The organism is Pseudoalteromonas sp. SR45-4, from assembly GCF_014163535.1.
Classification (GTDB): Bacteria; Pseudomonadota; Gammaproteobacteria; order Enterobacterales; family Alteromonadaceae; genus Pseudoalteromonas; species Pseudoalteromonas nigrifaciens.
The window spans coordinates 1-23,308 of sequence record NZ_JACJDO010000009.1; the positions used below are offsets into that span (position 1 = coordinate 1).

Annotated in this window: 20 protein-coding genes and 3 tRNA genes; 14 read left to right on the forward strand and 9 right to left on the reverse strand. The window is 40.3% G+C overall.

Translation table 11 applies throughout. The features are described from left to right. Positions 1-243 precede the first annotated feature (243 nt). Both H5058_RS05860 and uvrD read right to left on the reverse strand, forming a co-directional pair. Complete coding sequence (locus H5058_RS05860) at positions 244-2,313, reverse strand: GNAT family N-acetyltransferase (protein WP_182677297.1); 2,070 nt, start codon at positions 2,311-2,313, stop codon at positions 244-246. Then, positions 2,291-4,456 (reverse strand): DNA helicase II, encoded by a 2,166-nt coding sequence (gene uvrD, locus H5058_RS05865; protein ID WP_058372303.1) that lies wholly within the window; start codon positions 4,454-4,456, stop codon positions 2,291-2,293. The genes H5058_RS05860 and uvrD overlap by 23 nt, the downstream gene beginning before the upstream one ends. A gap of 313 nt (positions 4,457-4,769) precedes the next feature. Between uvrD and H5058_RS05870 the strand changes: the two genes are divergently transcribed. From H5058_RS05870 to H5058_RS05880, 3 genes are all read left to right on the forward strand, one after another. Next, complete coding sequence (locus H5058_RS05870) at positions 4,770-4,988, forward strand: hypothetical protein (protein ID WP_182677299.1); 219 nt, start codon at positions 4,770-4,772, stop codon at positions 4,986-4,988. A gap of 114 nt (positions 4,989-5,102) precedes the next feature. Then, entirely contained in the window at positions 5,103-5,471 is a 369-nt protein-coding gene (locus tag H5058_RS05875; protein WP_182677301.1) for a YacL family protein, read from the forward strand. A 106-nt stretch (positions 5,472-5,577) separates the two neighbouring features. Further along, positions 5,578-6,201, forward strand: coding sequence for a dUTP diphosphatase (locus tag H5058_RS05880; protein ID WP_182677303.1), 624 nt, complete (start codon positions 5,578-5,580; stop codon positions 6,199-6,201). Between the two features lie 15 nt (positions 6,202-6,216). Here H5058_RS05880 and yrfG read toward each other — a convergent pair whose 3' ends face one another. Next, positions 6,217-6,864 (reverse strand): GMP/IMP nucleotidase, encoded by a 648-nt coding sequence (yrfG, locus tag H5058_RS05885; protein ID WP_011326848.1) that lies wholly within the window; start codon positions 6,862-6,864, stop codon positions 6,217-6,219. 62 nt (positions 6,865-6,926) lie between these two features. On the opposite strand from yrfG, the gene nudE reads away from it, so the two are divergent. The 7 genes from nudE (at position 6,927) to H5058_RS05920 (ending at position 11,638) form a co-directional block, all read left to right on the forward strand. Continuing rightward, positions 6,927-7,499, forward strand: a complete 573-nt coding sequence (nudE, locus tag H5058_RS05890; RefSeq protein WP_011326849.1) for an ADP compounds hydrolase NudE — start codon at positions 6,927-6,929, stop codon at positions 7,497-7,499. Then, positions 7,492-8,277, forward strand: a complete 786-nt coding sequence (cysQ, locus tag H5058_RS05895) for a 3'(2'),5'-bisphosphate nucleotidase CysQ (protein WP_011326850.1) — start codon at positions 7,492-7,494, stop codon at positions 8,275-8,277. Before nudE ends, cysQ begins: the two co-directional genes overlap by 8 nt. A gap of 152 nt (positions 8,278-8,429) precedes the next feature. Then, a tRNA-Met gene (locus H5058_RS05900) sits at positions 8,430-8,506 on the forward strand. Between the two features lie 82 nt (positions 8,507-8,588). Next, positions 8,589-8,665, forward strand: a tRNA-Met gene (locus H5058_RS05905). Between the two features lie 173 nt (positions 8,666-8,838). After that, positions 8,839-8,915, forward strand: a tRNA-Met gene (locus H5058_RS05910). Positions 8,916-9,478: 563 nt separating this feature from the next. Further along, on the forward strand, positions 9,479-10,093 hold the full coding sequence (locus tag H5058_RS05915; protein ID WP_182677305.1) for a trimeric intracellular cation channel family protein: 615 nt from the start codon (positions 9,479-9,481) through the stop codon (positions 10,091-10,093). Positions 10,094-10,126: 33 nt separating this feature from the next. Beyond that, positions 10,127-11,638, forward strand: coding sequence for a YifB family Mg chelatase-like AAA ATPase (locus H5058_RS05920; protein ID WP_182677307.1), 1,512 nt, complete (start codon positions 10,127-10,129; stop codon positions 11,636-11,638). Here H5058_RS05920 and H5058_RS05925 read toward each other — a convergent pair. After that, positions 11,635-12,354, reverse strand: coding sequence for a response regulator transcription factor (locus H5058_RS05925; protein WP_011326853.1), 720 nt, complete (start codon positions 12,352-12,354; stop codon positions 11,635-11,637). The two genes, H5058_RS05920 and H5058_RS05925, sit on opposite strands and share 4 nt — an antisense overlap. 228 nt (positions 12,355-12,582) lie before the next feature. Beyond that, a complete protein-coding gene (locus H5058_RS05930; protein ID WP_182677309.1) occupies positions 12,583-15,084 on the reverse strand; it encodes a S9 family peptidase in 2,502 nt (833 codons plus the stop codon). An 84-nt stretch (positions 15,085-15,168) separates the two neighbouring features. Here H5058_RS05930 and H5058_RS05935 point away from each other — a divergent pair, with 84 nt between their 5' ends. Beyond that, positions 15,169-16,245 carry a hemolysin family protein gene (locus H5058_RS05935; RefSeq protein WP_011326855.1) on the forward strand — a complete coding sequence of 359 codons (1,077 nt, stop codon included), beginning with the start codon at positions 15,169-15,171 and terminating at the stop codon, positions 16,243-16,245. A gap of 13 nt (positions 16,246-16,258) precedes the next feature. Here H5058_RS05935 and H5058_RS05940 read toward each other — a convergent pair whose 3' ends face one another. Then, complete coding sequence (locus H5058_RS05940; protein ID WP_182677311.1) at positions 16,259-17,488, reverse strand: EAL domain-containing protein; 1,230 nt, start codon at positions 17,486-17,488, stop codon at positions 16,259-16,261. 176 nt (positions 17,489-17,664) lie between these two features. Between H5058_RS05940 and H5058_RS05945 the strand changes: the two genes are divergently transcribed. Next, positions 17,665-18,681 carry a metalloprotease gene (locus H5058_RS05945; protein WP_179807377.1) on the forward strand — a complete coding sequence of 339 codons (1,017 nt, stop codon included), beginning with the start codon at positions 17,665-17,667 and terminating at the stop codon, positions 18,679-18,681. 58 nt (positions 18,682-18,739) lie between these two features. Here the strand turns inward: H5058_RS05945 and H5058_RS05950 are convergent, their stop codons facing one another. Beyond that, the gene (locus H5058_RS05950; protein WP_179807378.1) at positions 18,740-20,050 is read right to left on the reverse strand and encodes a short-chain fatty acid transporter; all 1,311 of its coding nucleotides are present in this window, start codon (positions 20,048-20,050) and stop codon (positions 18,740-18,742) included. Positions 20,051-20,229: 179 nt separating this feature from the next. On the opposite strand from H5058_RS05950, the gene H5058_RS05955 reads away from it, so the two are divergent. After that, entirely contained in the window at positions 20,230-21,300 is a 1,071-nt protein-coding gene (locus tag H5058_RS05955; protein ID WP_179807379.1) for a potassium channel family protein, read from the forward strand. Continuing rightward, positions 21,297-21,500, forward strand: coding sequence for a PLDc N-terminal domain-containing protein (locus H5058_RS05960; RefSeq protein WP_011326860.1), 204 nt, complete (start codon positions 21,297-21,299; stop codon positions 21,498-21,500). The genes H5058_RS05955 and H5058_RS05960 overlap by 4 nt, the downstream gene beginning before the upstream one ends. Positions 21,501-21,562: 62 nt before the next feature. On the opposite strand, the gene H5058_RS05965 is transcribed toward H5058_RS05960, so the two are convergent. Together H5058_RS05965 and H5058_RS05970 are read right to left on the reverse strand one after the other, a co-directional pair. Further along, positions 21,563-22,594 (reverse strand): cytosolic protein, encoded by a 1,032-nt coding sequence (locus tag H5058_RS05965; protein WP_179807380.1) that lies wholly within the window; start codon positions 22,592-22,594, stop codon positions 21,563-21,565. Positions 22,595-22,780: 186 nt separating this feature from the next. Continuing rightward, positions 22,781-23,242: an EVE domain-containing protein gene (locus H5058_RS05970; RefSeq protein WP_089367564.1), complete on the reverse strand. Its 462-nt coding sequence runs from the start codon at positions 23,240-23,242 to the stop codon at positions 22,781-22,783. Positions 23,243-23,308: the final 66 nt, after the last annotated feature.

The following is a 23,308-nucleotide window of genomic DNA, read 5'->3' on the forward strand; positions in this document are numbered from 1 at the left end:
AATGGTCTAATCCCATTTAATTACATCTGTGCTTGCCTTGATGAACTGTGCCAGCCTGAGCCCGATATCGACAGCTTGTTACCCTGGAATTTTAAAACATAGGTGTAGTTCGCTAGACGCTCACGCATTTGCTATGTGACTCTCCACTGCTGTGGGCACCACGACATTGCCAGGCTCCAAATTGTAGAAAGCCCGAATTTAACGATTCGGGCTTTTTTACGTCTGCAGAAAAGTGAAATGGCTTTATGAAGAAAGTTGCTTTGCGAGTATGTTTGTTGTGTTTCTAAACAGTTGTTCTAATTGCTTTTTGCCGCTGAGATTTAAATTTTTAATAAGTTGCTCATCGGTATGGTGTTGTAAAACTGTTTGAATTAAAAGTTGCTGCTGATTGGCTGCTATCCTAGTAATTATAACAGGATTTTGGCTAATTAAACGCCAGAGAGTGGGTGAAATAGTAAAGCGGTTACTGCTGAGTTGCTGTGTAAATAACCTTAACGTATCAGAAGCTATTACCTCATCATTAAATGAGCGCAGTAATGTGCTAACCAGTTGCCATTCTAATGACTTAAAGTGGCTTAATAGGCCATAAAAAAGCTCGTATTGAAACTGTTTAATCAGTGACTGTAAACTTTGTTGTGGTGCATTAAGAGATTTAACAACTAAAGTTGCGTGCTCAGCAGTGCTTTTGTCGCGTTGGTAACCTAATTTAACAGCATTAAAGCCTAGGCTTTGCCAAAATTTTAGCAATTGTGCAGTGGCACCAAAACTAGCACCAAACCAAGTACATTGTTCTTTTACTTGTGACTCGCTATAGCTCAGTAATGCTTTTCCTAGGCCACAATTATGTGAGCTTGGATCAATTGCAATACGGACAACTCGCGCACTTAAATGAGTTAAAAAATCACTGTTAAAGCTCAGTTGTGCAAGTGTTTGCGCCATTAAATGCCCTTGTGGGCGGCGCTCACCATTTATAACTTGCTCAGTAAGTTCTTCACTTAAACCGCCTTCTATCGCGATTAAGCATACACCCACTAATTGCTTGTCTATTTTGCTGATAAATATGCGTTGCGATGGCGCATCTAACAACTGGCGTAAATCATTCACACTACTTTGATAATGAGCAAGTGCAAGCAAAGCAACGACTTGGCACAATAGTGCTTCATCAGTTACGAGTTGTTGCTGAGTTACTTCACTATGCTTAGGAATCTGCGATTTATTGCTATTAGTCTCTTGATACTGTGCATCAAGTGCTAATAAACTGCGAATATGCTGCTCAAGTGGATCGTGCTTAGCAAAGCGCAATGGCTCATCAAGAGTAATTACTTTAGAAGCTTTGTAGTGGTTTTTAATATATTGACTAAAGCGAATTGTATAGCCTCTACCATTGCCTTCATAACCTACTAAGGTGCTTGCAAATACAATACGAGGATAATGCGCTAACATGCTTAATAACATAGGCACTGGGATAGCAGCAGCTTCATCTACTAAGAGTACGTCACACTCGGGAAGCTCATTTAACAGAGCGTCTGGCGCAATATATTGCATGTTAGCAAGCTGTTTTTGTAATGGATCGTAATTAACATTTAGCTGTGCAGCTAAGTGTTTAAAGCTGCTGTGTGTTGCTCTAAATTGAGTGGCGCAAATAATTACATTTTTATCAGCTAATTTTGCGGCTGCTAGGCCTAATGCGGCTGACTTTCCTCGGCCTCTATCTGCATTGATCAGTAGCGGTCTATTGGCGCGTCCATGAGCTAATTTTACTATTTGTGCTACGCAGTTTTTCTGCGGTTCAAAATCAATATTACTGTGCAGGACATAGTTATAATTATTATTGATGCAGCCAAATTCTTCACTGTAATGCAAGGCCGGTAAGCTTTTAATAATAGAGCTGAAACGCTGATTGAATAAACTATATTGATTGCTGTGGCCATGAGACTGGACACTTTTTAATGCGGGATCTTGCCAGTTATTTAGGTTACCCAGCTCAGGAAGTAATACAAACAATACTCCGCCAGCTCTAACTGTACCAGTAATTGCGGCCAACTTATCGGGGTATAAGCCACTAAAGCCATCGTAAATGGCGTGGGTAAATTCTTGTCCTAATATTTGGTGAATGTGTGCAGGCCATTGAGCATTTTTAAGTGCACAATGTTTAGATAGAGTAAGTGTATTAGTATTTTGTACTAGTGAGTTTGTCAGCTCATAGCACCAATTATCATTGCCAGTAACAAGCACTAGCTGGCGGTGATGCGCGCCAGCTAATTGTTGCTCTAGTTGTATGAGCTGCTTTTTATATAGCTTGTAGTCTTGCATATGCCGTTACTAACCACTTACTACCTAAATCATCAAAGTTGACTTGTACGCGAGATTGCGCACCCGCACCTTCGTAATTAAGTACTGTACCAATACCAAATTTAGCATGCAGTACACGTTGCCCCAAGTTAAAGCCGCTATCTTCAAATGCAGCGTGACTAACTGATGCGCTAAAACGCCCTGCAGCGGGTGGTCGAGATACTTGGGTTTTAATACGAATTTCTTCAACACAGTCCTCGGGAATTTCCCGTAAAAAGCGCGATGGTGTATGGTATTTTTCTTGTCCGTATAAACGACGGCTTTCGGCATGGCTAATATATAGTTTATCCATAGCGCGGGTCATACCTACATAACAAAGGCGGCGTTCTTCTTCTAAACGGCCAGACTCTTCATTACTTTGTTGAGAAGGGAACATACCTTCCTCTACGCCAACCATAAACACTAACGGAAATTCTAAACCTTTAGCTGAGTGCAATGTCATCATTTGTACGGCGTCTTCGTGCTCTTCTGCTTGTCCTTCACCAGATTCAAGCGAGGTATGCGCTAAAAAGCCTTGTAGAGGAGAGCTATATTCTTCTTCCTCAGGCAATTCGTACTGATCGCAAGCGCTAATAAGTTCTTCTAAGTTTTCTACTCGGGCACGGCCTTTTTCACCTTTTTCGGCTTGGTACATTGCCATTAACCCAGAAGTTTGAATAACGTACTTAGCTTGCTCATGTAGCGTTAGATCGCTAATTTTATCTTCAATATGCTCTACTAGTTCGACAAACTTACTCACTGCACCAGAAGCGCGGCCAGATAAATGTTGTTGCTCTACAATTGCTTTTGCTGCATACCAAAGTGGTAACGATTCGGCGCGTGCACAGTCGCGTATATGGCTTAGCGTTTTATCGCCAATACCACGAGCTGGAGTATTAATTACTCGTTCAAATGCAGCATCGTCTTGACGGTTACCTATTATGCGTAAGTACGACAGGGCGTCTTTAATTTCTTGGCGTTCGAAGAATCGCATGCCGCCATAAATACGATACTTTAGGCCTTCTTGTAGCATGGCTTCTTCGAGTACACGTGATTGCGCATTACTTCTATATAAAATAGCCGCATCTTGCAGCGCATTGCCGGCATTTAACCAACTACGCAGTTTACTACTTACAAAACGCGCTTCGTCTAGCTCGTTAAATGCGGCGTAAATAGAAATAGGTTCGCCCTCGTTACCGTCGGTCCATAAGCTTTTACCCATACGCTCTGAGTTATTTTGGATCAGGGCATTTGAGGCTTTTAATATAGTGGCGGTAGAGCGATAGTTTTGCTCAAGACGAATGGTCTCTGCGCTAAAGTCAGTTAAAAAACGTTTAATGTTTTCTATTTTTGCACCGCGCCAACCATAGATACTCTGATCGTCATCGCCAACAATCATAATACTATTGGAGTCGCCAGCAAGTAGTTTTAACCATGCGTATTGTATGGTGTTGGTGTCTTGAAACTCGTCTACTAACATGTGTGCAAAGCGCTGTTGATAATGGCGCAGTAGTGTAGGGTTATTTTTGAGTACTTCGTAGCTGCGCAGTAGTATTTCGGCAAAATCGACTAAGCCTGCTCTGTCGCATGCTTCTTGATACGCCGCGTACACGCGCAGCATCATTTGCTCGTTAATATCGTAGGCTTGAATATCTTTAGGGCGAAGTGCTTCATCTTTTTTAGCGCTTATGTACCAACCAAACTGTTTAGCGGGCCATTTTTTATCATCAATATTCATCGATTTTAATAAACGTTTGATCATACGTAGCTGATCGTCTGAGTCTAAAATTTGAAATGCTTCGGGTAATTTTGCTTCACGGTGGTGCGCGCGTAAAATACGGTGCGACAAACCATGGAAAGTACCAATCCACATACCACCAACCGGCGCTTTTAGCGTCTCTTCAACGCGAGTACGCATCTCTTTAGCTGCTTTATTAGTAAAGGTAACCGCAAAAATACTATACGCTGAGGCTTGCTCAACTTGCATTAGCCAAGCAATACGATGAACCAACACTCGTGTTTTACCAGACCCAGCACCTGCTAATACCAGCATGTTTTGTAGTGGGGCTGCAACGGCATCGCGTTGTTTGTCGTTTAAGCCATCGAGTAATTGTGAAACGTCCATCGTTACGCCTTTTTAATCAATAATGCGGGCAGTATAGCAGGTGTTTTTGTTAGGCTAAATAAAATACTGTTTTTATACACAGCTATTCATAAAATTATGTTCTAAACTAGTAGCTTGATAGCAAATCAAAAACGGAAAAGGTTAAAAAGATATAATGAAAATTACTAATTTGACCTCAATTTAGTAAAAATCACCACAGCGTTAAACTGATAAAAATACAACTATATGATTTGTAACATTTATTAAATTGGCATAGAGTGTGTAAGTAATTCTATAGCTAAAATATAAAATTAAATAAACTACAGAGGTTAGTATGGCAGGACAAGGTTCAGGCGGTAACGTAATCGCAGCATTATGTAATATATTTTTCCCGGGTTTAGGGCAGTTAGTGCAAGGGCGTATTCTTGCCGCGCTTATATTCGCTATATTATTTTTTGGTGGTGCGGCATTATGGTTTTTAATTGTGCCAGGAATAATTGCCGCTATTGTATATGTTTGGGCAATTATTGATGCAGCACGTTATAGATCGTGACGTAATTAATATTAAAGCTTTATAAAATAGCGCCTTTTGGCGCTATTTTGCTTTTTAGCGTCTGCTGCTATTTACGTATATAATTGCGCAACTAACGATTTAAAAGCGATACGTATGGAATATCAATTTATTCGCGATCCAATTAGCGGATTACGCATTAAAATAAGTAGCGAGCATGCCATAATTGGCCGCTGGTTAAACGAAGAAATAGGCAAAGATAAAATAGCTATGGTGCAAGCGCTTATTGCATCGGTGAGTTCAAGCTTTGAGCCTTTAACGCTAAAGGGCCAAGAAATAGATTTAATTTTAACGAAAGACGAAGCTCTATTTGAAGCCCATGCTCTGCACCAAGACAGTGAAGATCTTATGGCTTATCAAGACGACGATTTAATGCTTGAAGAAAATGGCCTAAGCAGTGGTTGTGGTTTTGAAGATTTTATTGACCTAATTGATTCATGGCATGAGTTTACGACGTCACGATAAACATAGTTAGCACACTAATGAAAATATACAGCAATGCACAACAAGCATTTTATCTGTATTATTACACCAATGAAAATTTAGCTAATCAAAAATGACAGGAATTGATATGTCTGCCAATTTAAACAAACTAGTAGTGATGCTAGAAATGCAAAATGCCATGAATACCAAAGTACATGACCAATGGTTTAGCCAAGGGTTTGATTGGTACAGAGCCATTTGGGTTGAGTGTGCAGAAATGCTCGATCATTACGGTTGGAAATGGTGGAAAAAACAAACGCCTGATACCGAACAAGTTATTTTAGAGTTAGTGGATATTTTTCATTTTGGCTTATCACTCAGAATTGACGGTATTACCAGCTACGAAAAAATAGCTAAACAGCTTGAGCAAGAATTAAGCACTGCCTATCAAGCCGATGACTTTAAGCAAACACTGGAAGTGTTGGCGGCATCTGCTGTTGCAGATAAAACCTTTAATGCGGCTGCTTTTGCAGGTTGTATGGCGCAAATAGGTATGAATATTGACGATTTATACCGAGGTTATGTGGGTAAAAACACCTTAAACTTCTTCCGTCAAGATCATGGCTATAAAGATGGCAGTTACATAAAAGTGTGGGGCGGCCAAGAAGATAACGAGCATTTAGTAGACGTTGTTAAAAGCCTTGATACCGAACATGCAGATTTTGCAAAATTAGTGTACGAAGGCTTAGAAGCACGATACCCAACAAAATAGTTTGCGCTAAATTAATTAAATTAGCTTGCGATAGTCGGTAACATTTAAGTAATCGGCTATATCGTTATGTGGTTGCTGGCTGTCTGGGTTTGCAACCGCAAGCAAGTGTTCAATACCGTATTGGCGTGCAGCGTTGAGTACAGGAACACTATCATCAACAAAAAGCGTACGGCTTTTGTTAAATCCTAAGTCACTTTGCACCTGTTGCCATAAGCTTTGTTGCTCTTTACTTACCCCATATTCATGAGTCGATACGACTCCATCTAAGTAGTTATCAATTGCAGTTTGCTCAAATTTAAGCATTACACACTCAGGGTGGGCGTTAGTAAGTAAAATTAACTCTTTACCTGCTTTTTTAAGTTCAGTTAAAAAGTACGGCACATCGTCGCGCACTTTTATTAAGTGCTTAGACTGTCGCTTTAGTTCCATAATAGGCAGGTTTAACTGTTGCTCCCAATAATCTGAGCAGTACCATTGTATTTTTCCGCTAACGGCTTGGTAGCGTTTTGAAATATCCGCTTGCGCTGCTTCAAAGCTAATATTTTTTGCTAATGCGTGCTGTTGTGGAATAACGTTAAGCCAAAAATGGCTATCGTAATGTAAATCGAGTAATGTTCCATCCATATCGAGTAAAACTGTATCGATTTTTGACCAATTTAGCATGGGCTTTTCCCTGTGAAAAGTTTATGATTAAGCACAACTGCCATGATAGCAAATTAACGCCAATGACACAGAAAAAGCACCCTATACCACCGCAAATCCTCAGTAATAAAGTTGTAGCTAAAAGTCGCTTATTTACCGTGGAATCTTTAGAACTTAAATTCTCTAATAACGAAGAACGTCAATATGAGCGAATTCGTGGCGGCGGGCGAGGTGCAGTAATGATTGTGCCGTTAACTAAAGATAACGAATTACTACTAGTGCGAGAATATTGCGCTGGTACTAACGACTATCAACTGGGTTTTCCTAAAGGGTTAATTGACCCAGGTGAAACACCAGAGCAAGCCGCTAACCGTGAACTTAAAGAAGAAGTTGGTTTTGGTGCAGATTACCTAAAACGATTAAAAGCGGTATCTATAGCGCCAAGTCATTTTAATACCACCATGCACATTATGGTCGCTAAACAATTGTATTCACAAACATTGCCCGGTGATGAGCCAGAGCCACTGGTCGTTGTTAAGTGGCCATTAACCGATTGGCGGTCATTATTAACACAAGACGATTTTACCGAAGCACGCAGTGTAGCTGCTTTATTATTATTAGATCAGTATTTAGCATCAGGAGTCATTGATGAATAAATTACTAGAGCCTTGTATATTATTGGCTGAGCGTGCTGGTGATGCCATTATGGCTATTTATAAAAATGGCGATATTGGTAAAGAGCAAAAGCTAGACAACACACCTGTTACTAAAGCTGATCTTGCTGCTAACGACGTGCTTGTGGCTGGTTTAGAGGCGTTAGCACCCAATATTCCTATTATGTCAGAAGAAACACCGATCCCAGCATTAGCCGACAGGCAGCATTGGCAACGTTATTGGTTGCTTGATCCTATGGATGGTACCGGAGAATTTATTTTAGAAAGTGGCGACTTTGCGGTAAATATAGCACTCATTGAAAATAACCAACCTGTACTGGGAGTTATTCATTGGCCAACAAAAGGGGTAACCTATTTTGCGAGCGCCGATAATGGGGCGTTTAAGCGTAAAAATGGTAGCGACAAGCAAATATTTGTAGCCTCACCCGATAACTTAACGGTTGCAGTAAGCCGCCGCCAAAAAATTGAAGCAGTGAGCCAGTACCTTAACGCCCAATTTACTACTGTTGCTTTAGGGTCATGCTCTTTAAAGGCATGTATTGTTGCAGAGGGAAAGGCCGACTGTTTTTTAAGAATCGGCCCTACTGGTGAGTGGGATACGGGCGCATCACAAATTATAGTTGAGCAAGCTGGCGGCAGTATTACCGATGCAGAGTTTAACCCACTAACTTATAATCAGCGTGAAAGTACTGAAAACCCAGACTTCATTGTAATGGGACACCCTGATTGGGAGTGGCAAAAAATGATTAATCCACACTAAAGGGAATACTTACAACATCAACTGCCTGCTTTTTGTTCACTTGAACAATAATAATAACTAAAGCCTTGCATTATATGTTTATTCCTATATAGTAGCGCTCTCTTCAAGGCATGCTCGTAAATATTACGGATTTGTTTTAAAGAAATTACAGGCGCGGGATGGAGCAGTCTGGTAGCTCGTCGGGCTCATAACCCGAAGGTCGTCGGTTCAAATCCGGCTCCCGCAACCAATTTCCTTTAGGGGATTGAGGTTTCTGTAAACTCTAGCTTAAGAGTTAAAATAAAGTAGTCGATAGACTTAAAATATACAGGCGCGGGATGGAGCAGTCTGGTAGCTCGTCGGGCTCATAACCCGAAGGTCGTCGGTTCAAATCCGGCTCCCGCAACCAATTTCCTTTAGGGGATTGAGGTTACTGTAAGTGTTAGTTAAGGAAAAGCTTGTCGGTCTCAGCTCTTCATTAGCCAGCAAAGGTAGTCGTTATAAATTCGGCTCCCGCAACCAATTTTTAATTGGAAGCCAAGTTGTAATGTAAGCAACTTTAAATAAGTATGCAATTTCAGGCGCGGGATGGAGCAGTCTGGTAGCTCGTCGGGCTCATAACCCGAAGGTCGTCGGTTCAAATCCGGCTCCCGCAACCACTGAAATAAATAAGAATAAACAGACACTCTTTAAGAGTGTTTTTTTATGTCTAAAATTTAGTAAGTGACTCATAACCCGAAGGTCGTCGTCACTGCGTGATGCGTTCGCTCTTCATAAACTCTGGCTCCCGCAACCACTGAAATAAATAAGAATGAACAGACACTCTTAAAGAGTGTTTTTTTATGTCTAAAATTTAGTGAGTGACTCATAACCCGAAGGTCGTCGTCACTGCGTGATGCGTTCACTCTTCATAAACTCTGACTCCCGCAACCACTGAAATAAATAAGAATAAACAGACACTCTTAAAGAGTGTTTTTTTATGTCTAAAGTTTGGTGAATGACTTACAACCCAAAAGCCGTCGCTTTACTGTTTACCACGTTCAATTGGCTAATCAGGAAGGAGCAATAAACGGCTATAAAGGTTAATTTAACTCATAGGGTTTATAGGTTAGTTTTGAATATAAAAGGAACTTAGCAGCTTAATTAGTGCTAAAAGTAGTTATTTTTTTAAACTTAGCGTAGCTTATGTAGCAGTAACGTAAATATTTTAGCAAGAGTAGGCATGACAGAACTTTACCACTGGTTTGATTTAATAGGTGTTGCAGTATTTGCCATATCGGGCACCTTGGTAGCGTATGAAAAGAAGATGGATGGCTTTGGTGTTGTTGTACTTGCTACCGTAACCGCTATTGGCGGAGGAACTGTTCGCGATGTGATATTAAATGTTCCGGTATTTTGGCTGCACGACCAAAGTTATTTTGCTGCAATTTTAGCTGCAATACTACTAACAACGCGGCTAATAAATAAGCAAAGAACCATACCCTACTATAATTTACAAATTGCCGATGCGTTTGGTTTAGCTTTTTTTGCTGTAATGGGCACGCAAAAAGCATTGCTCGCCGGTATGCCAGATATGACAGCAGTGATTATGGGGGTTATTACCGGATGTTTTGGTGGCCTAATTCGTGATGTACTTGCCCGGGAGATCCCCATGTTGTTAAAGGGCGAGCTTTATGCAACCACCTGTATAGCGGGGGGAATAGTGTACACCTTGTGTATTAACTTTTCGCTTATCGTTGAAGTTGCGATGATTTTGAGTATGTTGATGACTCTGTTACTGCGTTTTGCTGCCATAAAATGGGGTATTGTATTACACGTTTTTAAATATCCCGACTAAACTAAAGCTAAAGGGTATTTATTAGGATAGGGAATGTCGTTAGCTCGCATATATTCTCGTGCTCAGGTGGGCATAAATGCCCCCGAAGTGATTGTTGAGGTGCATTTAGGTAATGGTTTGCCTGCTTTTCATATTGTAGGTTTGCCCGAGGCCTCGGTAAAAGAATCTAAAGACAGAGTGCGTAGCGCACTTGAAAATTCTAAGTTTGGTTTTCCCGATCAACGTATTACTGTTAATTTAGCCCCTGCCGATTTACCAAAAGACGGTGGCCGATTCGATCTTGCTATTGCCGTAGGTATTTTAGTCGCCTCAGGGCAAATAGTGTGCTCAGACATTCATAAATATGAGTTTTACGGGGAGCTGGCACTTAACGGTGAAATACGTGGCGTAAATGCTATTTTGCCCTCGGTGCTTTCTGCTAAAGAGCAGGACCGCTGCTGTTTTTTACCACTGGCAAATGATAGCTTAGCTAGTTTAGTTAACGGGGTTAAACGCAAAGCCGTAAGCTCTATTGCAGAAGTGTGGGGCGATTTACTTAATCAGCAACCACTACCGTTAAATATACAATACCCAGATTGCACGCAAGCTCCTGATTTTTTGCTCGATTTAAGTGATGTGAAAGGCCAGCCTGGGGCAAAACGAGTACTCGAAATTGCCGCTGCAGGAGGCCATAACTTACTATTTTTGGGCCCCCCTGGTACGGGTAAGTCAATGCTGGCTCAACGTATGGCAACCATTATGCCGACCATGTCAGATGATGAAGCAATTGCTACTGCAGCGCTTTATTCTATTATTGGCCAGTCGATTGATTTAACTAATTGGCGACAACGGCCATTTCGTAACCCTCACCATACCTGCTCTGCCGTTGCATTAGTCGGTGGCTCGTCAAACCCTAAACCAGGGGAAATTTCATTGGCGCATAATGGCGTGCTTTTTTTAGATGAGTTGCCAGAGTTCGAACGTAAAGTGCTCGATTCGCTGCGTGAACCTATGGAAACTGGTACTGTCACTATTTCGCGTGCGGCAAGGCAAATGGAGTTTCCGGCGCAGTTTCAGCTTATTACGGCGCTAAACCCCAGCCCTACAGGTTGCCATAATGATAAGCGGGCAACGCCTGATCAAGTAATGCGTTATTTGTCGCGTGTTTCGGGGCCGTTTATTGACCGTATTGACTTACAAATTGAATTACCAAGGCTAACGAGTGTTGAGTTACAAAGTAGCAAACCCGAAGAAACCAGTGCAGTAGTAAGAGCGCGAGTAGAGGCTGCTTATTATTTGCAGCTAAAACGCCAAGGTAAAGTGAATGCGCGGTTAAACAATAAAGAAATGAGTATACATTGTGATCTCGCTTCCACTGAGTTGCAGTTTTTAGCCAGAGCGAGTGAAAAACTGGCATTATCGCCACGCTCATACCATAGAATAATTAAAGTAGCGCGTACTATTAGTGATTTAAAAGGGGCGGAGCGTATTAGCTTAAATGAGCTAAAAGAAGCACTTAACTACCGCGCCTTTGAGCGCTTACTAGCGCAATTAACTAAGTACTAAATAGAGAGCATATAACCTTTGCCGCGTACGGTAACAATGCGCTTTTGATCTTTTTCATCATTTAATTTTTTACGCAAACGGCCAATTAACACATCAACAGTACGATCGTTTGGGCTCCAATCAGGCTGGCCTATTTCTTCAGATATTTTTTCGCGAGAAGTTGCTTTACCTGCGTTACCAATTAAACAAATAAGTACTTTATGTTCCGCTTCGGTTAAGCGCGATTCAGCACCTGTAGCTGTAATTAGTGTGCGGTTGTCGGGGTGTAATTTAAAGTCGGCATATTCTATAAACTCTTCGCCGTTATCATCGTTTTTATCATTGTCTGAATTTAAGTGTGCAATGCGTTTATATAAAGCACGCATGCGCAGCTCTAGTTCAAGTAAGTCTACGGGTTTGCATATGTAGTCGTCTGCGCCTTGGGCAAGGCCAGCAATGCGATCGGCCTGTGAATCACGGCTCGATAATAAAATTACGCCAATATCGGTAAGAGTATTTAGCTCTTTTGCAAGTTGTAAGCCGTCGCGCTTTGGTAAAACAATATCAATAATGGCTAATGAAAAAGCACCGCGCAAATTAACTCGCGACCTTATAGTGCTCAGTGCATCGGCGCCAGTAGGGTCAACTTCTATTGTAAACTCGGTATTTGTAAAATGATTTTGGATGCGTTTAACGAGTAATTCGTCGTCCTCAACCAATAAAACATGAATAGTCATAATACTTTATTGTTAATGCTTATAGTTTTCTATGGTAGCACCATTAAGTAAAGGCTGAGAAGGGCGTTTATTGTTTTTAAGTAAGCTAATGTTTCAAAAGTAGTTAATAAGTTTACAGTTTAGAAAATTTAGCACCTTTAGGGTTTTATTAAAGGTGCTATTTAGCCTGCTGTACTCAGAATAAATATCTTAATCTAAGTTCACTTAATTATTAAAAACAATTTAGCACTAGTCGTTAGGGTAAAGATAATCCCACCATTGTGGCTCATTTTTAAGTTTTTTATCAAAATAAGCTAGCATGGTATTCCACCAATCAAAACGTTTGTCGCGGGCAATAATTTGATGGTTCGCACCTTTGTATTCTATTAACTCTACATCTTTATTAAGTAATTTAAGTGCAGTGTACATAGTTAAGCTTTCGCCAACGGGTACGTTAGTATCACTGTCACCATGAATGAGTAGCATAGGCGTGGTTACTTTATCGGCATTAAATACCGGGCTATGTTTACTATAAAGCTCGGGGTTATTCCACGGAAAGCTGTTTTTAGACGCTTCGCCAGAATATAAGTAGCCCCACCATCCTTCACCCCAGTAAGATGTGAGGTTAGAAATACCAGCATGAGAAATCGATGCGCTAAATAAGTCGGTTTTAGTTGCTAAATGCATAGTCATAAAACCACCGTAAGAGGCACCTAGGTTGCCTACCTTTTCGCTATCTACATAGTTGTATTTATTTAAAAATGCCTGCGTGCCTGCAATTATATCGTCGCTGGTGTAGTTGCCCCACGCATTAACGTGCTGCGCCGAAAACTTTTGCCCAAAGCCGGTAGCGCCTGTTGGCTGTATTACATAAACCACATACCCGTTTGCCGCCCATAAATTAAACGGATAACGTCCAGTAAAGCCTCGTGTCACTGGCGATGTGCCGCCATAGTAATAAACCAGCGCTGGGTGTTTTTTAGTTTTATCAAGGTGATTTGGGATATAAACACGCCCTGAAATTTCAACGCCATTTTTATTAGTGAAATTAAATTCTTCGAGAGTTGGAATTTGTGTATTTGCATAGCTAAGTGGCTTTGAATCCCAGACTATTTTAGCGGTGTTTTTACTTATATTAAATCGCTTTAATTGTTGTGGACTAGAAGCCGTGGTGCCACTGAGTAATATTTCAATGTTGCGCTCGTTTGAGTAGCTAAACTGCTCAACAATATCTAAACCGATATTTAATTTTTTAAAGCGCTGCTTACTTAAATCAAATAGGTAGAGCGGTTGGGTGTCGTGCTCAGTAACCTTTAGTAATGCGTCGCCATTGTTTAATACATTCAGGCTTCCAATTGCCGGATCAAACTGTTTACTGAGTGCTTTAACGTTTTTTCCGCCGTCTGTAAGCAGGTAAAGTTGACCGTCGTAGTTATTCGCTAGCATTTCTTTTGGCAATGCTCTACCTGCCCCATTTTTAAAGTCGGGACCTGCAACAACATACACATCTTTATTGGCGTATTTGGCCTGATTAAAAGTTTTAAATTTACCCAAAGAAGTAAGCTTATTTGATTTTAAATCAAGCTCTACTAGTTCTGTTTCTGGATGAGTTGACGCTTGCATAGCGACTACAGGGCGGCTCATTAATAGTTTACCGCGCTTATTGTTAAAGTCTTCAAAGCTATGCGAAAGCGGCCCTTGGCTGAGTGTTTTTATTAAACCACTTTGTGTATCAAGCATATAAACTTGGCTTACTGAGCGTGCGTATGACCAGCGATCTTGTAACCCTTTATAATGCTTTGTAAGCTTGTCATTACCCTTGTCTGATGCAGGGTTAGACCAACTAAATATTACACTGTGCTCGTTATAAAAGGTAAAACCGCTAGCGCCTTCTAAGCGAGTAGAGAGGGTTTTTATTGATAAGTTTTTACGGTTGAGTTGTTTTAATTCACCGTTTAGTAAATACACTAAAAAGCGATTGTCTGGGCTCCAAATAAGGTTGCTTGGTTGTTCTGCCTCAAAGCGATACAGCGTTTGATTGTCGGTGTTTTTAAGTTCAGTTACATTGTTTGCTTGATTTAGAGTTTTATCATTAAAGCGGCGCGTTGTCGTAATATAGTGCTCTGAGTTTGGTGCTAATGATAAGCCGCTAATAGTGGGGGCATCAAATAACTGCTTTGCCGATAAACGCTTAGTTTGTGAAGTGCTAAGGGTAATGTTATCGCTCGGTGTTTTTGGTGCAAAGTCGAGTGTTACATCGTGCCAATTTGCAACTTGTTGCGCAACAACAATAGCAGTATGACTACCATTATTTAAGGCGAGTTTGTAGCTGCTGTTGTCTGCCTTTTGCAATTCGCCATTTATAAACAATTGTCCTTGTTCAATGCCTTTTAAGGTTAACGTACCTTGGCTAAAACGCGTGGTTTCTATATTAAACTTAAGTGCCTGTAAGCCGCCTAAAGTGAGTGCATTTATTTTATTAAATGGCTGCCAGCTGTGTTTTTTGTCAAACACCGAAAAGTTAGCTATGGGGAGTTGTAGCTGGGGTAATAAGTTACTAATTATGGTATCGCTTTGGGCCGTTTGAAAAGGCTTTAATTGCATGTTTTCAGCCAGTGGCCCAATAAATTGAATTTTAGATTTATCAAGCGGCGCTGCAAGCGTAGCAAAACTTAAGCTGCTAAGAGTAAAAAGGGCAAAGGAGTGTTTAAATAGTTTATTGCTATGACGCCAAAGTGCGTTAAGTTTCATTATTATACCTATTATTATTGAGTCTTTGGCCAAATATAGCATGTATTGTTATCATGCCCATATATTCAACTAAGCGGAGATCAAATGACATTACTGATAGTTTATATGGTCGTTGCCATTGTTATTTCATTTTTATGCTCAGTAATGGAAGCCGTGCTGTTAAGCATTTCACCTAGTTATGTTGCATTACTGCGTAAAAAGCAGCCTGTATTAGCTAAGCAGCTCGAAAAACTAAAAAATAATATTGATCAGCCATTAGCGGCTATTTTAACGCTTAATACGGTGGCGCATACCGCCGGAGCCGCTGGAGTTGGCGCGCAAGCAGCTATTGTATTTTCGGATGCAGCAGTAGGGGTTGCCTCTGCAGTGATGACTTTATTTGTGCTGGTGTTTTCTGAAATCATACCTAAAACGTTAGGGGCAAACTATTGGCGAGTACTTACCCCAAGTGTGACTTACGGTTTACGTTTTTTAGTTATATTGCTTAAACCTTTTGTATGGCTTGCACAAAAGCTGACAAATTTAATGGGACCAAAGCATGACCAAGCCTATTATATTCGCCAAGAAATAGAAGCCATGGCCGATATAGGCACTGAGTCGGGGGCGCTGCACCAAGATGAGTCTGAAATAATTCGTAACTTATTACATTTTAGACATGCCAAATTATGCGATTTGATGACCCCACGTACAGTTATTTTTAAAGTTCATAAAGACTTAACCGTAAACGAATACTTGAACCTGCATGGTTCGTCGTCGTTTTCTCGCATATTGGTGTTTGATAAAGACACTGACGATATTATCGGCTTTGTGCATAAAAACGATATTATGTTGGCATGTCATCGCTTAGGTAGCGATTACAAAATTAGTAAACTAGTAAAGCCAATCTATACGGTTCCTAGTTCGCAAAATGCGTCGTCGTTGTTACAAACCTTATTAACAGACCGCACGCATATTTGTTTAGTGGTTGATGAGTATGGCGACGTACAGGGTATTGTTACGCTTGAGGACATGATTGAAGCACTAATGGGTTTAGAAATTGTAGATGAGCGCGATCAGTCCACTAATATGCGTGCGGTTGCGAAGCAGCGTTGGCATAAACGTTTGGCAAATAGTAAAAACTTAGTCACTGAAGAGGATAAACACCCTAGAGGAGACAACTAAAGAGGTCTCCTTATTAGCTTGGGGGTTTATAGTTAATGGTATTTCCTGTCACTTTAATCCAATATTGTGCCCAGTCTATAAATTCACTCTTAGATTTAGGACGACTAAATAAAAATCCCTGTATTGCTAAGCGAGTTTTGTAATGCCTTAAATAGGCAAGCTCTTCGGGGCGCTCAACCCCTTCTGCTACTAGTTCTAAATGCTCTTGATTGGTAATGTCGATGAGGGAGCTTACAACAACTTGAGAAAACTGATCTGTTTCTATATTACTAATAAGTGTGCGGTCTATTTTTATTTCGGTAAAGGGCAAGTTTTTAAGCTGGGTCATGTTAGTAAAGCCAACGCCAAAATCGTCAAGCGATAAACCAAAACCATGCATTCTTAAGCGGTTTAATGTTTCTAATTGGCTTAGGCTTGAAAGTGCATGTTGTTCGGTTATCTCAATAATAATATCACTAGATTTAAGCTGGTTAAGTTTTAATATAAGCAATAGCTTATTTGGGCAGCTAAGATCGTTTAACTGCATGGGGGATAAGTTAAATGCCAGTTTTAAATTTTGTCCTAGCTGCTCTTTTATATTTTCGAAATCACTGGTGGCTTTTTCAAAGAGCGCAAATGTAATTTCATTAATTAGATCATGTTGCTCAGCAAGGCTAATAAAACGAGCTGGTAAAATTATACTACCGTCGGTATTTGACACAATACGCGCTAATACTTCAGCACTTTTTATTTTACTGGTATTAATACATATTTTAGGTTGATAAAACGGCGTTATTTCGTCATTTTTTAATGCGTTAATAAGCTCTGTTTTTGAAATAGCAGGTTCTTTTATTAAAGTGTGGCTATTTAAATAGGCAACTTTATTTAACAAGGAGCCTACTTGAGTTAATTGTACGGGCTTAGAAATATTACCGATAAGGTGAGCATTATGCTGCTTGGCTAAGTTGGCAGCTAAACTAATTACCTTATGCTCCATTTCAGAAATAATAATAATGGCGCCTTGGTAATTTAGCTCTCCTAAATGGCGTATTAGCTCCATGCCATCCATTTCAGGCATGTTTAAATCGGTAAAAATGGCATCAAAATAGTTTATGTCACGTTTAACTTTTTCTAGCGCTTTTGTAGCACTTAGGCAAGTGGTTATGGTATCCGACATATCTAACTCAGTGAGGATTGCTTCCATTACAATTAAAATAGCTTTTGAGTCATCAACGACCAGAATATTAGGCACTACTTTTTTCACTGTTATCCCTTTCAATGCATAGTATGTACTACTGTAAAAGTAGTAGATTCTCATGTGTTTGCCATTCTTTTAATGTGTTTATTAGCCGGCTAATAAAAAGTTGTTATTAATCATGCTCGCTCGTGTTTTTTAGCTGAGTCGGTATACTAGCGCTATTGTTTTAAACGGTTTTAATTATGATAAGAATAGAACTTAAGTTAGCCGAACAGCCTTTTACACTAATGGTTTCTGGGCAAAAAGTTGTGCAGATATTTCATAGTCAACAAGCGATTACTTTTGATAACCCCCGCGACAACTATTATCAATTTACTTTTGATAACAAACTAATAGGTATTGATAGCTCATTGGTAAATGAGCAGAGTATTTCGTTGTTTGTAAACGATGAGTTTGCTACGCAACTTGCTTTACCTGCAGCTACTGGCGATGAAACTAAAAAAGGCTGGCTAGGATTGGCCGCACTTGGTTTTAAGTTATTTAAAAGTGCCAAAGTAATTAAGGTGGTGTTAGCGGGAGCGTCAGTTGCCGGCTATGCCTGGTTATTCAGTATTGAGTTTGCACTTATGCTTATTGCTTGCTTAGTGGTGCATGAATACGGCCATGTGCGTGCCATGCAATATTTTGGCATTAAAACCAAAGGCATTTATTTAATTCCGTTTGTAGGCGGGCTTGCAGTAAGTGATGATAAAATTACCACTCGCTGGCAAGATGTAGTGATTTCTTTAATGGGCCCCGCGTTTGGGCTTATAACGTCAGTATTAAGTTTAGTGTTGTACTACGCTACCGAAATGGAAATATTTGCCGGTGTTGCTGTGCTTAGCGCTTTGCTTAACTTATTTAATTTACTGCCTATTTTACCGCTTGATGGTGGCCATGTATTAAAAAGTATTAGCTTTTCTATGCGCTCATGGGTCGGTTTAAGTGTATGTTTATTGGGAGTACTGTTTGGTTTATGGCTAAGTTACACCTTTGGTTTAATGTTGTTGGTGTTCTTTTTGTTTATTGGTGCGCTGGAAATTGTATTTGAATGGCGCGGCAGGCACACTTCACATTTAATGCCACTTGATAAGTATGGCCAAGGTTTTTCAGCGGTGATGTATGCGCTGGTGGTTGCAGGACATGTAGCAGTGATGATGCATTTTGCTGACTCAGAAAACCCCATTTTAAGCTTGCCAATGAAAATATTATCGAGCTAATCGTATTTAAAAGCAGGGCTGTAATTGCAGTCCTGCTTAATACATTATTTTTATACAGTTAATAAAAGCTCAACATTAAGGATATAAATACCCCAGTTACAAATAGCTGCACTACACAAAATCCCATAATGTCTTTGGCTTTTAGGCCTGCTATAGCAAGTACAGGTAATGCCCAAAAAGGTTGAATTAAGTTAGTCCACGCATCGCCCCAAGCTACTGCCATTGCAACCCTTGATATGTCGGCGCCAAGCGCTTGCGCTGCGGGTATTACAATTGGCGCTTGTACCGCCCATTGTCCGCCGCCCGAAGGCACAAATATATTAACCAACCCGGCACTTATAAAACTAAAAAATGGCAAACTGTCTGCATCCGCTATGGCAATAAAACCGCTTGATATTTGCTGTGCTAGGCCACTATCAACCATTACCGCCATAATGCCGGCATAAAACGGAAATTGAATAACAATACCTGCGCCACTAGGAATTGCCTGCTGTAAGCTATTGAGTAAGTTATGCGGTGTTTGATGTAAGGTTATAGCTAAAAACAAAAACAACGCAATTACGCTATTTAAGTTTAAGCCGCCACCGGCAACTAAAAAGTAATAACCTAAATAAATTAACCCCAGTAAGCCAATTGTAATACCAAGTAATTTACTTTGCTCTAAGTGTTGGGCTGGCCTGGTAATATTAATTATTGCAGGGGAGGTACTTTTTAATAGTGCGGGGTCTATGTAAACACTTTCCTCGGCGCTTGGTAGCATGTAACGGTTAACTAGCGGCATAATAATAAATAACCCTACTAGTATGGCAATATTAAAGCCAGCAAATAGCGTTTGCTCAGTGCTAATAATCCCCATGCTTGATTGCAAAAAGTGCCCTTCGGTGGCTATCGTCAGTGGAATTGAGCCTGCTAACCCGCCATGCCACACTACAAAACCTGAGTAGGCGCTGGCAACTAATAAGCGGTAATCAACTCGGGTGTGTTTAGCAATGGCTTTGGCAAATAACGCGCCAATAACTAAGCCAAACCCCCAGTTAAGCCAACTAGCGAGTAGTGAAATAAGCGTTACTAATATAATTGCTTTTGGTGCAGTGTTAGCAAAGGTGGCGAGCTTTTCTAGTAACTTACTAATAGGTGGAGTGCTTGCCAACATATAGCCGGTAATTAACACCAGCAGCATTTGCATTGCAAAGCTAAGTAAGTTCCAAAAACCATCGCCCCACGCTTGCAGTACCTCAATACCGGTTGTTGGAGTAAACACGCTAGCGATAACTAAGGTAATAACACTTAGCAGTATTACAAATATAAAGGGATCAGGCAGGTAGCGCTCAACGAGCTTGGTAAAGGGAGTGGCTATTTTATTAAGCATAACTAGGACTGTTGTTAGTATTATTTGCAGGGTAATTAATCACGAAAAACATTAATTGGCAAACCGCATTTAGTCTTATGGGCGTTATGTTTAAATGAGAATAGTGAAAATATTGCTTAAACCAATAGCATAAAGTAACGTGTTGTTTATAGATAATTTACTAACTAAGACTTTGTATTATGCCGGTGATATTTAAAAGGCTAGTGTTACTTGTACGGGCTCATATAGATCAGTTGAGTTGGCAAGCAGTGGCACTGGCTATTTTGACTCATATGCTTTTAACATGGGGATTGTTATATATAGCAAATGAGCAAGCACTCACCTCCCTAACAACCTTTTTTTATTATTACACGGTAACCACTTCAACCGTAGGGTATGGCGATTTTAGCCCAACCACAGATTTAGGGCGTTGGGTGGTGGCTTTAATACAAATACCTTTTGGTTTAGCTTTATTTGGCGTTCTGTTAGGCAAAACAGGGCAAACAATAACTTACTTAATTAGGCGCGCTATGACTGGTGATAAAAACTTTGCTCACAGTAGCAACCATATTATTATTTTTGGTTGGCACGATACCCGTACTAAAAAAATGATTGATTACATTCTGGCCGACACTAAACGTACCGAACGGCGTATTTTACTTGCAGTAACTGAGCAAATGGAGCACCCATTTTTAAGTAACGAAAGTGTCGACTTTGTGCGGTTAAGTAGCTTTACCGATTTAGAGGAGCTAAAACGTGTAGCTATAAGCTACGCCGATAAAGTGATTATTGACGGCCAAGACGACGATCAAACCTTTACTACCGCATTGCGTATTAGCCGTTTAGTTAAAGATGATTGCCATATAAGCGCGCATTTTTTAGATGAAACAAAAGTAGATATGCTATTAGAGCATTGCCAAAATGTAGAATGCAGCAGTGTTAAATCGGCAGAAATACTCGTACGTTCAATGCAAGATCCAGGTTCGAGCCGAGTGCACGAAGAGCTCCTATCAATTTTACATGGCGATACGCAGTTTAGCTTAGCCATTCCAGAGCAAAGCAAAGAGATGGAGTTTGGTACTTTGTTTCATCATTTTAAACATCAGCATGATGCTATTTTACTTGGTGTGGCGCACAACTTAAGTGCACAAAATATGGATTTAAATCCGCCGCTTGATTATAAAATTAGCGCCGGCGACATTTTGCACTACATAGCAGTAGAGCGAGTATTAAGTCGTGAGGTTGACTGGCCGGCTTTGGCAAAAGCATGAACGAAGTTATATTTTTAATCATTCTTTTAATTGCCTATATTTTACCTGTGGTTATTGTACTCAATAGTAAGCGTACTCAAGGCCACGAAAAAAATGCTTGGTTAATTGGCATTGTATTTTTTTCGTGGTTAGGGCTTATTATGTATTTAGCCATAGTGCCTAAACATGGGCGTAAAAAAAGGCAAAATAAAAAGCCTTAAATATAAGGCTTTTGGGCAATAGGAAGTAGTGGTATTGCAGGCCGCTAGTTTAAATTTTAGTACTATTCAAGCTCTTTCAGTTTGTGCTTCACAAGAGGGTCGTTTGGCGCTAATTGCTTGGCGACTTCGAGTAATTGGATGGCATCATCGGGGTGCTGATCTTGATGTTTAAGCGCTACATCAATAAGTGGCTGAATATCAATGCTAGCTTGATGCTCCTGTACGTGAGCTGTTTTTTCGTCTATCAAAATATTATGTGCAGTACTTAGTAATTCTAGGCGATGCGCCGATTTTTTATTCGCTTTATTGAGCCTTTTGTAATAGTCCTCTTTAAAGCGTAAGGTTTTAGTTTGCAGGCGAAACTGCGCAATATCAATTAGTTGATGGCGCATAAAGTCCACAGCTACTTGCTTATAAAAACCAAACTTGTTTAAGTAAGTGGCGTGAGTGCCGTGACCCATACCAAATACCCGTAAATGGTTAAGTTGCTTATAGCGCTTGGCATGTAGTCGATCAATACGATTAGTGGGGTCGTAAATAATATAGCCTTGGGCGTTGCCTAAATCTAAATCGGCATAACTGCCTTCCCAATCATATTGCTGAGCTATATCTGTGCTAGAGCGGTCGTCCCATGGCACTAAGCTTTTATTTTTAGTGCTAACAGGGTGAAAAAGCAATACCTGATCTAGCTTTAATAATTTTGCAAAAGCACCAACCGCAAAGCCACCACGGCTTAAGCCATAACCTAATCGAGTCTTAAAAGATGTAAGCAGTGGGGATAATTGTTCCAGAAAAAAAATTAAATTGCGGTTACGAAACCAATTACTTTTCCCTAGGTGCTGAAAGGCAATCACATTTACGTTTTGTTTTTGTGCCAGGTGATAACCCCAGGGCGCGAAGTCTGCGTGAAGGTCTTGCTCCTGCACATCAGTACCAGCAGGCGAAAAGGTAAATAGTAGGGGCTTATTAATATCAATAAAGTCGTACTTAACATATACATCGCCAAGTAAATCTCCCCCAGACATTGGCAGTTTGGCTTGCTGCTCATCACACGAAAGGGTTAACCACTCATCTAACCAATACAGTAACTTCATTTTTCCTCCACAAAAACAAGCGGCGAATTATAGCAAATTACCATAGATAAGAAAAACAAACGTACTTTTGTATTAGTGTCAGAGAGTTATACCTGTTGCATAGAGGATTGCTTTACTTATAAATTAGCCGGTAACTAAATTTACCGCTTTTTAAATAACTAGGCTCAGGTTAAATAGTAAAATATTTTACTCCTCAGCCATGTGGGTGATTATTTGCCAATCACTTTTGGTTACGGGCATTATTGACAATCGCCCGCCTTTTTTAAGCGCTATGTCGGTGATGCGAGGGTTAGCTTTTATTTCTTTTAAGCTAACCAGAGAGTTTAAATGAGATTGATAAGTTACTTCTACTACTACCCAGCGAGGATTGTCGCTGGTGGCTTTAGCATCATAATAATCACTACTTAAATCAAACTGAGTTGGATCTGGGTAAGCTGCTTTTGTTACTACAGCAATACCTACTACGCCTACGAGCTTGCAGCTAGAATGGTAAATCATTACTAGGTCACCTACTTTTACCTCGTCGCGCATAAAGTTACGTGCTTGGTAATTACGTACCCCTTCCCAAAGTGTGGTTTGATTTTGTGCATTTTTAAGATCGTCAATCGAAAATGCATCGGGTTCAGTTTTAAATAGCCAATACGCCATATCAGGACTCGTAGAATGATTTACATCCCTCTATTGTATAGTATCATTTGGGTATTAGAGAATTGA

Bases quoted from the DNA above. Each gene is read 5' to 3' on its own strand.
- H5058_RS05965 (WP_179807380.1), bottom strand. From the start codon at position 22,594: ATGAAGTTACTGTATTGGTTAGATGAGTGGTTAACCCTTTCGTGTGAT.
- H5058_RS05930 (WP_182677309.1), bottom strand. From the start codon at position 15,084: ATGAAACTTAACGCACTTTGGCGTCATAGCAATAAACTATTTAAACAC.
- H5058_RS05945 (WP_179807377.1), top strand. From the start codon at position 17,665: ATGATAAGAATAGAACTTAAGTTAGCCGAACAGCCTTTTACACTAATG.
- yrfG (WP_011326848.1), bottom strand. From the start codon at position 6,864: ATGCTAAATTGGTCAAAAATCGATACAGTTTTACTCGATATGGATGGA.
- H5058_RS05955 (WP_179807379.1), top strand. From the start codon at position 20,230: ATGCCGGTGATATTTAAAAGGCTAGTGTTACTTGTACGGGCTCATATA.
- cysQ (WP_011326850.1), top strand. From the start codon at position 7,492: ATGAATAAATTACTAGAGCCTTGTATATTATTGGCTGAGCGTGCTGGT.
- H5058_RS05970 (WP_089367564.1), bottom strand. From the start codon at position 23,242: ATGGCGTATTGGCTATTTAAAACTGAACCCGATGCATTTTCGATTGAC.
- H5058_RS05860 (WP_182677297.1), bottom strand. From the start codon at position 2,313: ATGCAAGACTACAAGCTATATAAAAAGCAGCTCATACAACTAGAGCAA.
- H5058_RS05920 (WP_182677307.1), top strand. From the start codon at position 10,127: ATGTCGTTAGCTCGCATATATTCTCGTGCTCAGGTGGGCATAAATGCC.
- H5058_RS05875 (WP_182677301.1), top strand. From the start codon at position 5,103: ATGGAATATCAATTTATTCGCGATCCAATTAGCGGATTACGCATTAAA.
- uvrD (WP_058372303.1), bottom strand. From the start codon at position 4,456: ATGGACGTTTCACAATTACTCGATGGCTTAAACGACAAACAACGCGAT.
- H5058_RS05915 (WP_182677305.1), top strand. From the start codon at position 9,479: ATGACAGAACTTTACCACTGGTTTGATTTAATAGGTGTTGCAGTATTT.
- nudE (WP_011326849.1), top strand. From the start codon at position 6,927: ATGACACAGAAAAAGCACCCTATACCACCGCAAATCCTCAGTAATAAA.
- H5058_RS05935 (WP_011326855.1), top strand. From the start codon at position 15,169: ATGACATTACTGATAGTTTATATGGTCGTTGCCATTGTTATTTCATTT.
- H5058_RS05960 (WP_011326860.1), top strand. From the start codon at position 21,297: ATGAACGAAGTTATATTTTTAATCATTCTTTTAATTGCCTATATTTTA.
- H5058_RS05950 (WP_179807378.1), bottom strand. From the start codon at position 20,050: ATGCTTAATAAAATAGCCACTCCCTTTACCAAGCTCGTTGAGCGCTAC.
- H5058_RS05880 (WP_182677303.1), top strand. From the start codon at position 5,578: ATGTCTGCCAATTTAAACAAACTAGTAGTGATGCTAGAAATGCAAAAT.
- H5058_RS05925 (WP_011326853.1), bottom strand. From the start codon at position 12,354: ATGACTATTCATGTTTTATTGGTTGAGGACGACGAATTACTCGTTAAA.
- H5058_RS05870 (WP_182677299.1), top strand. From the start codon at position 4,770: ATGGCAGGACAAGGTTCAGGCGGTAACGTAATCGCAGCATTATGTAAT.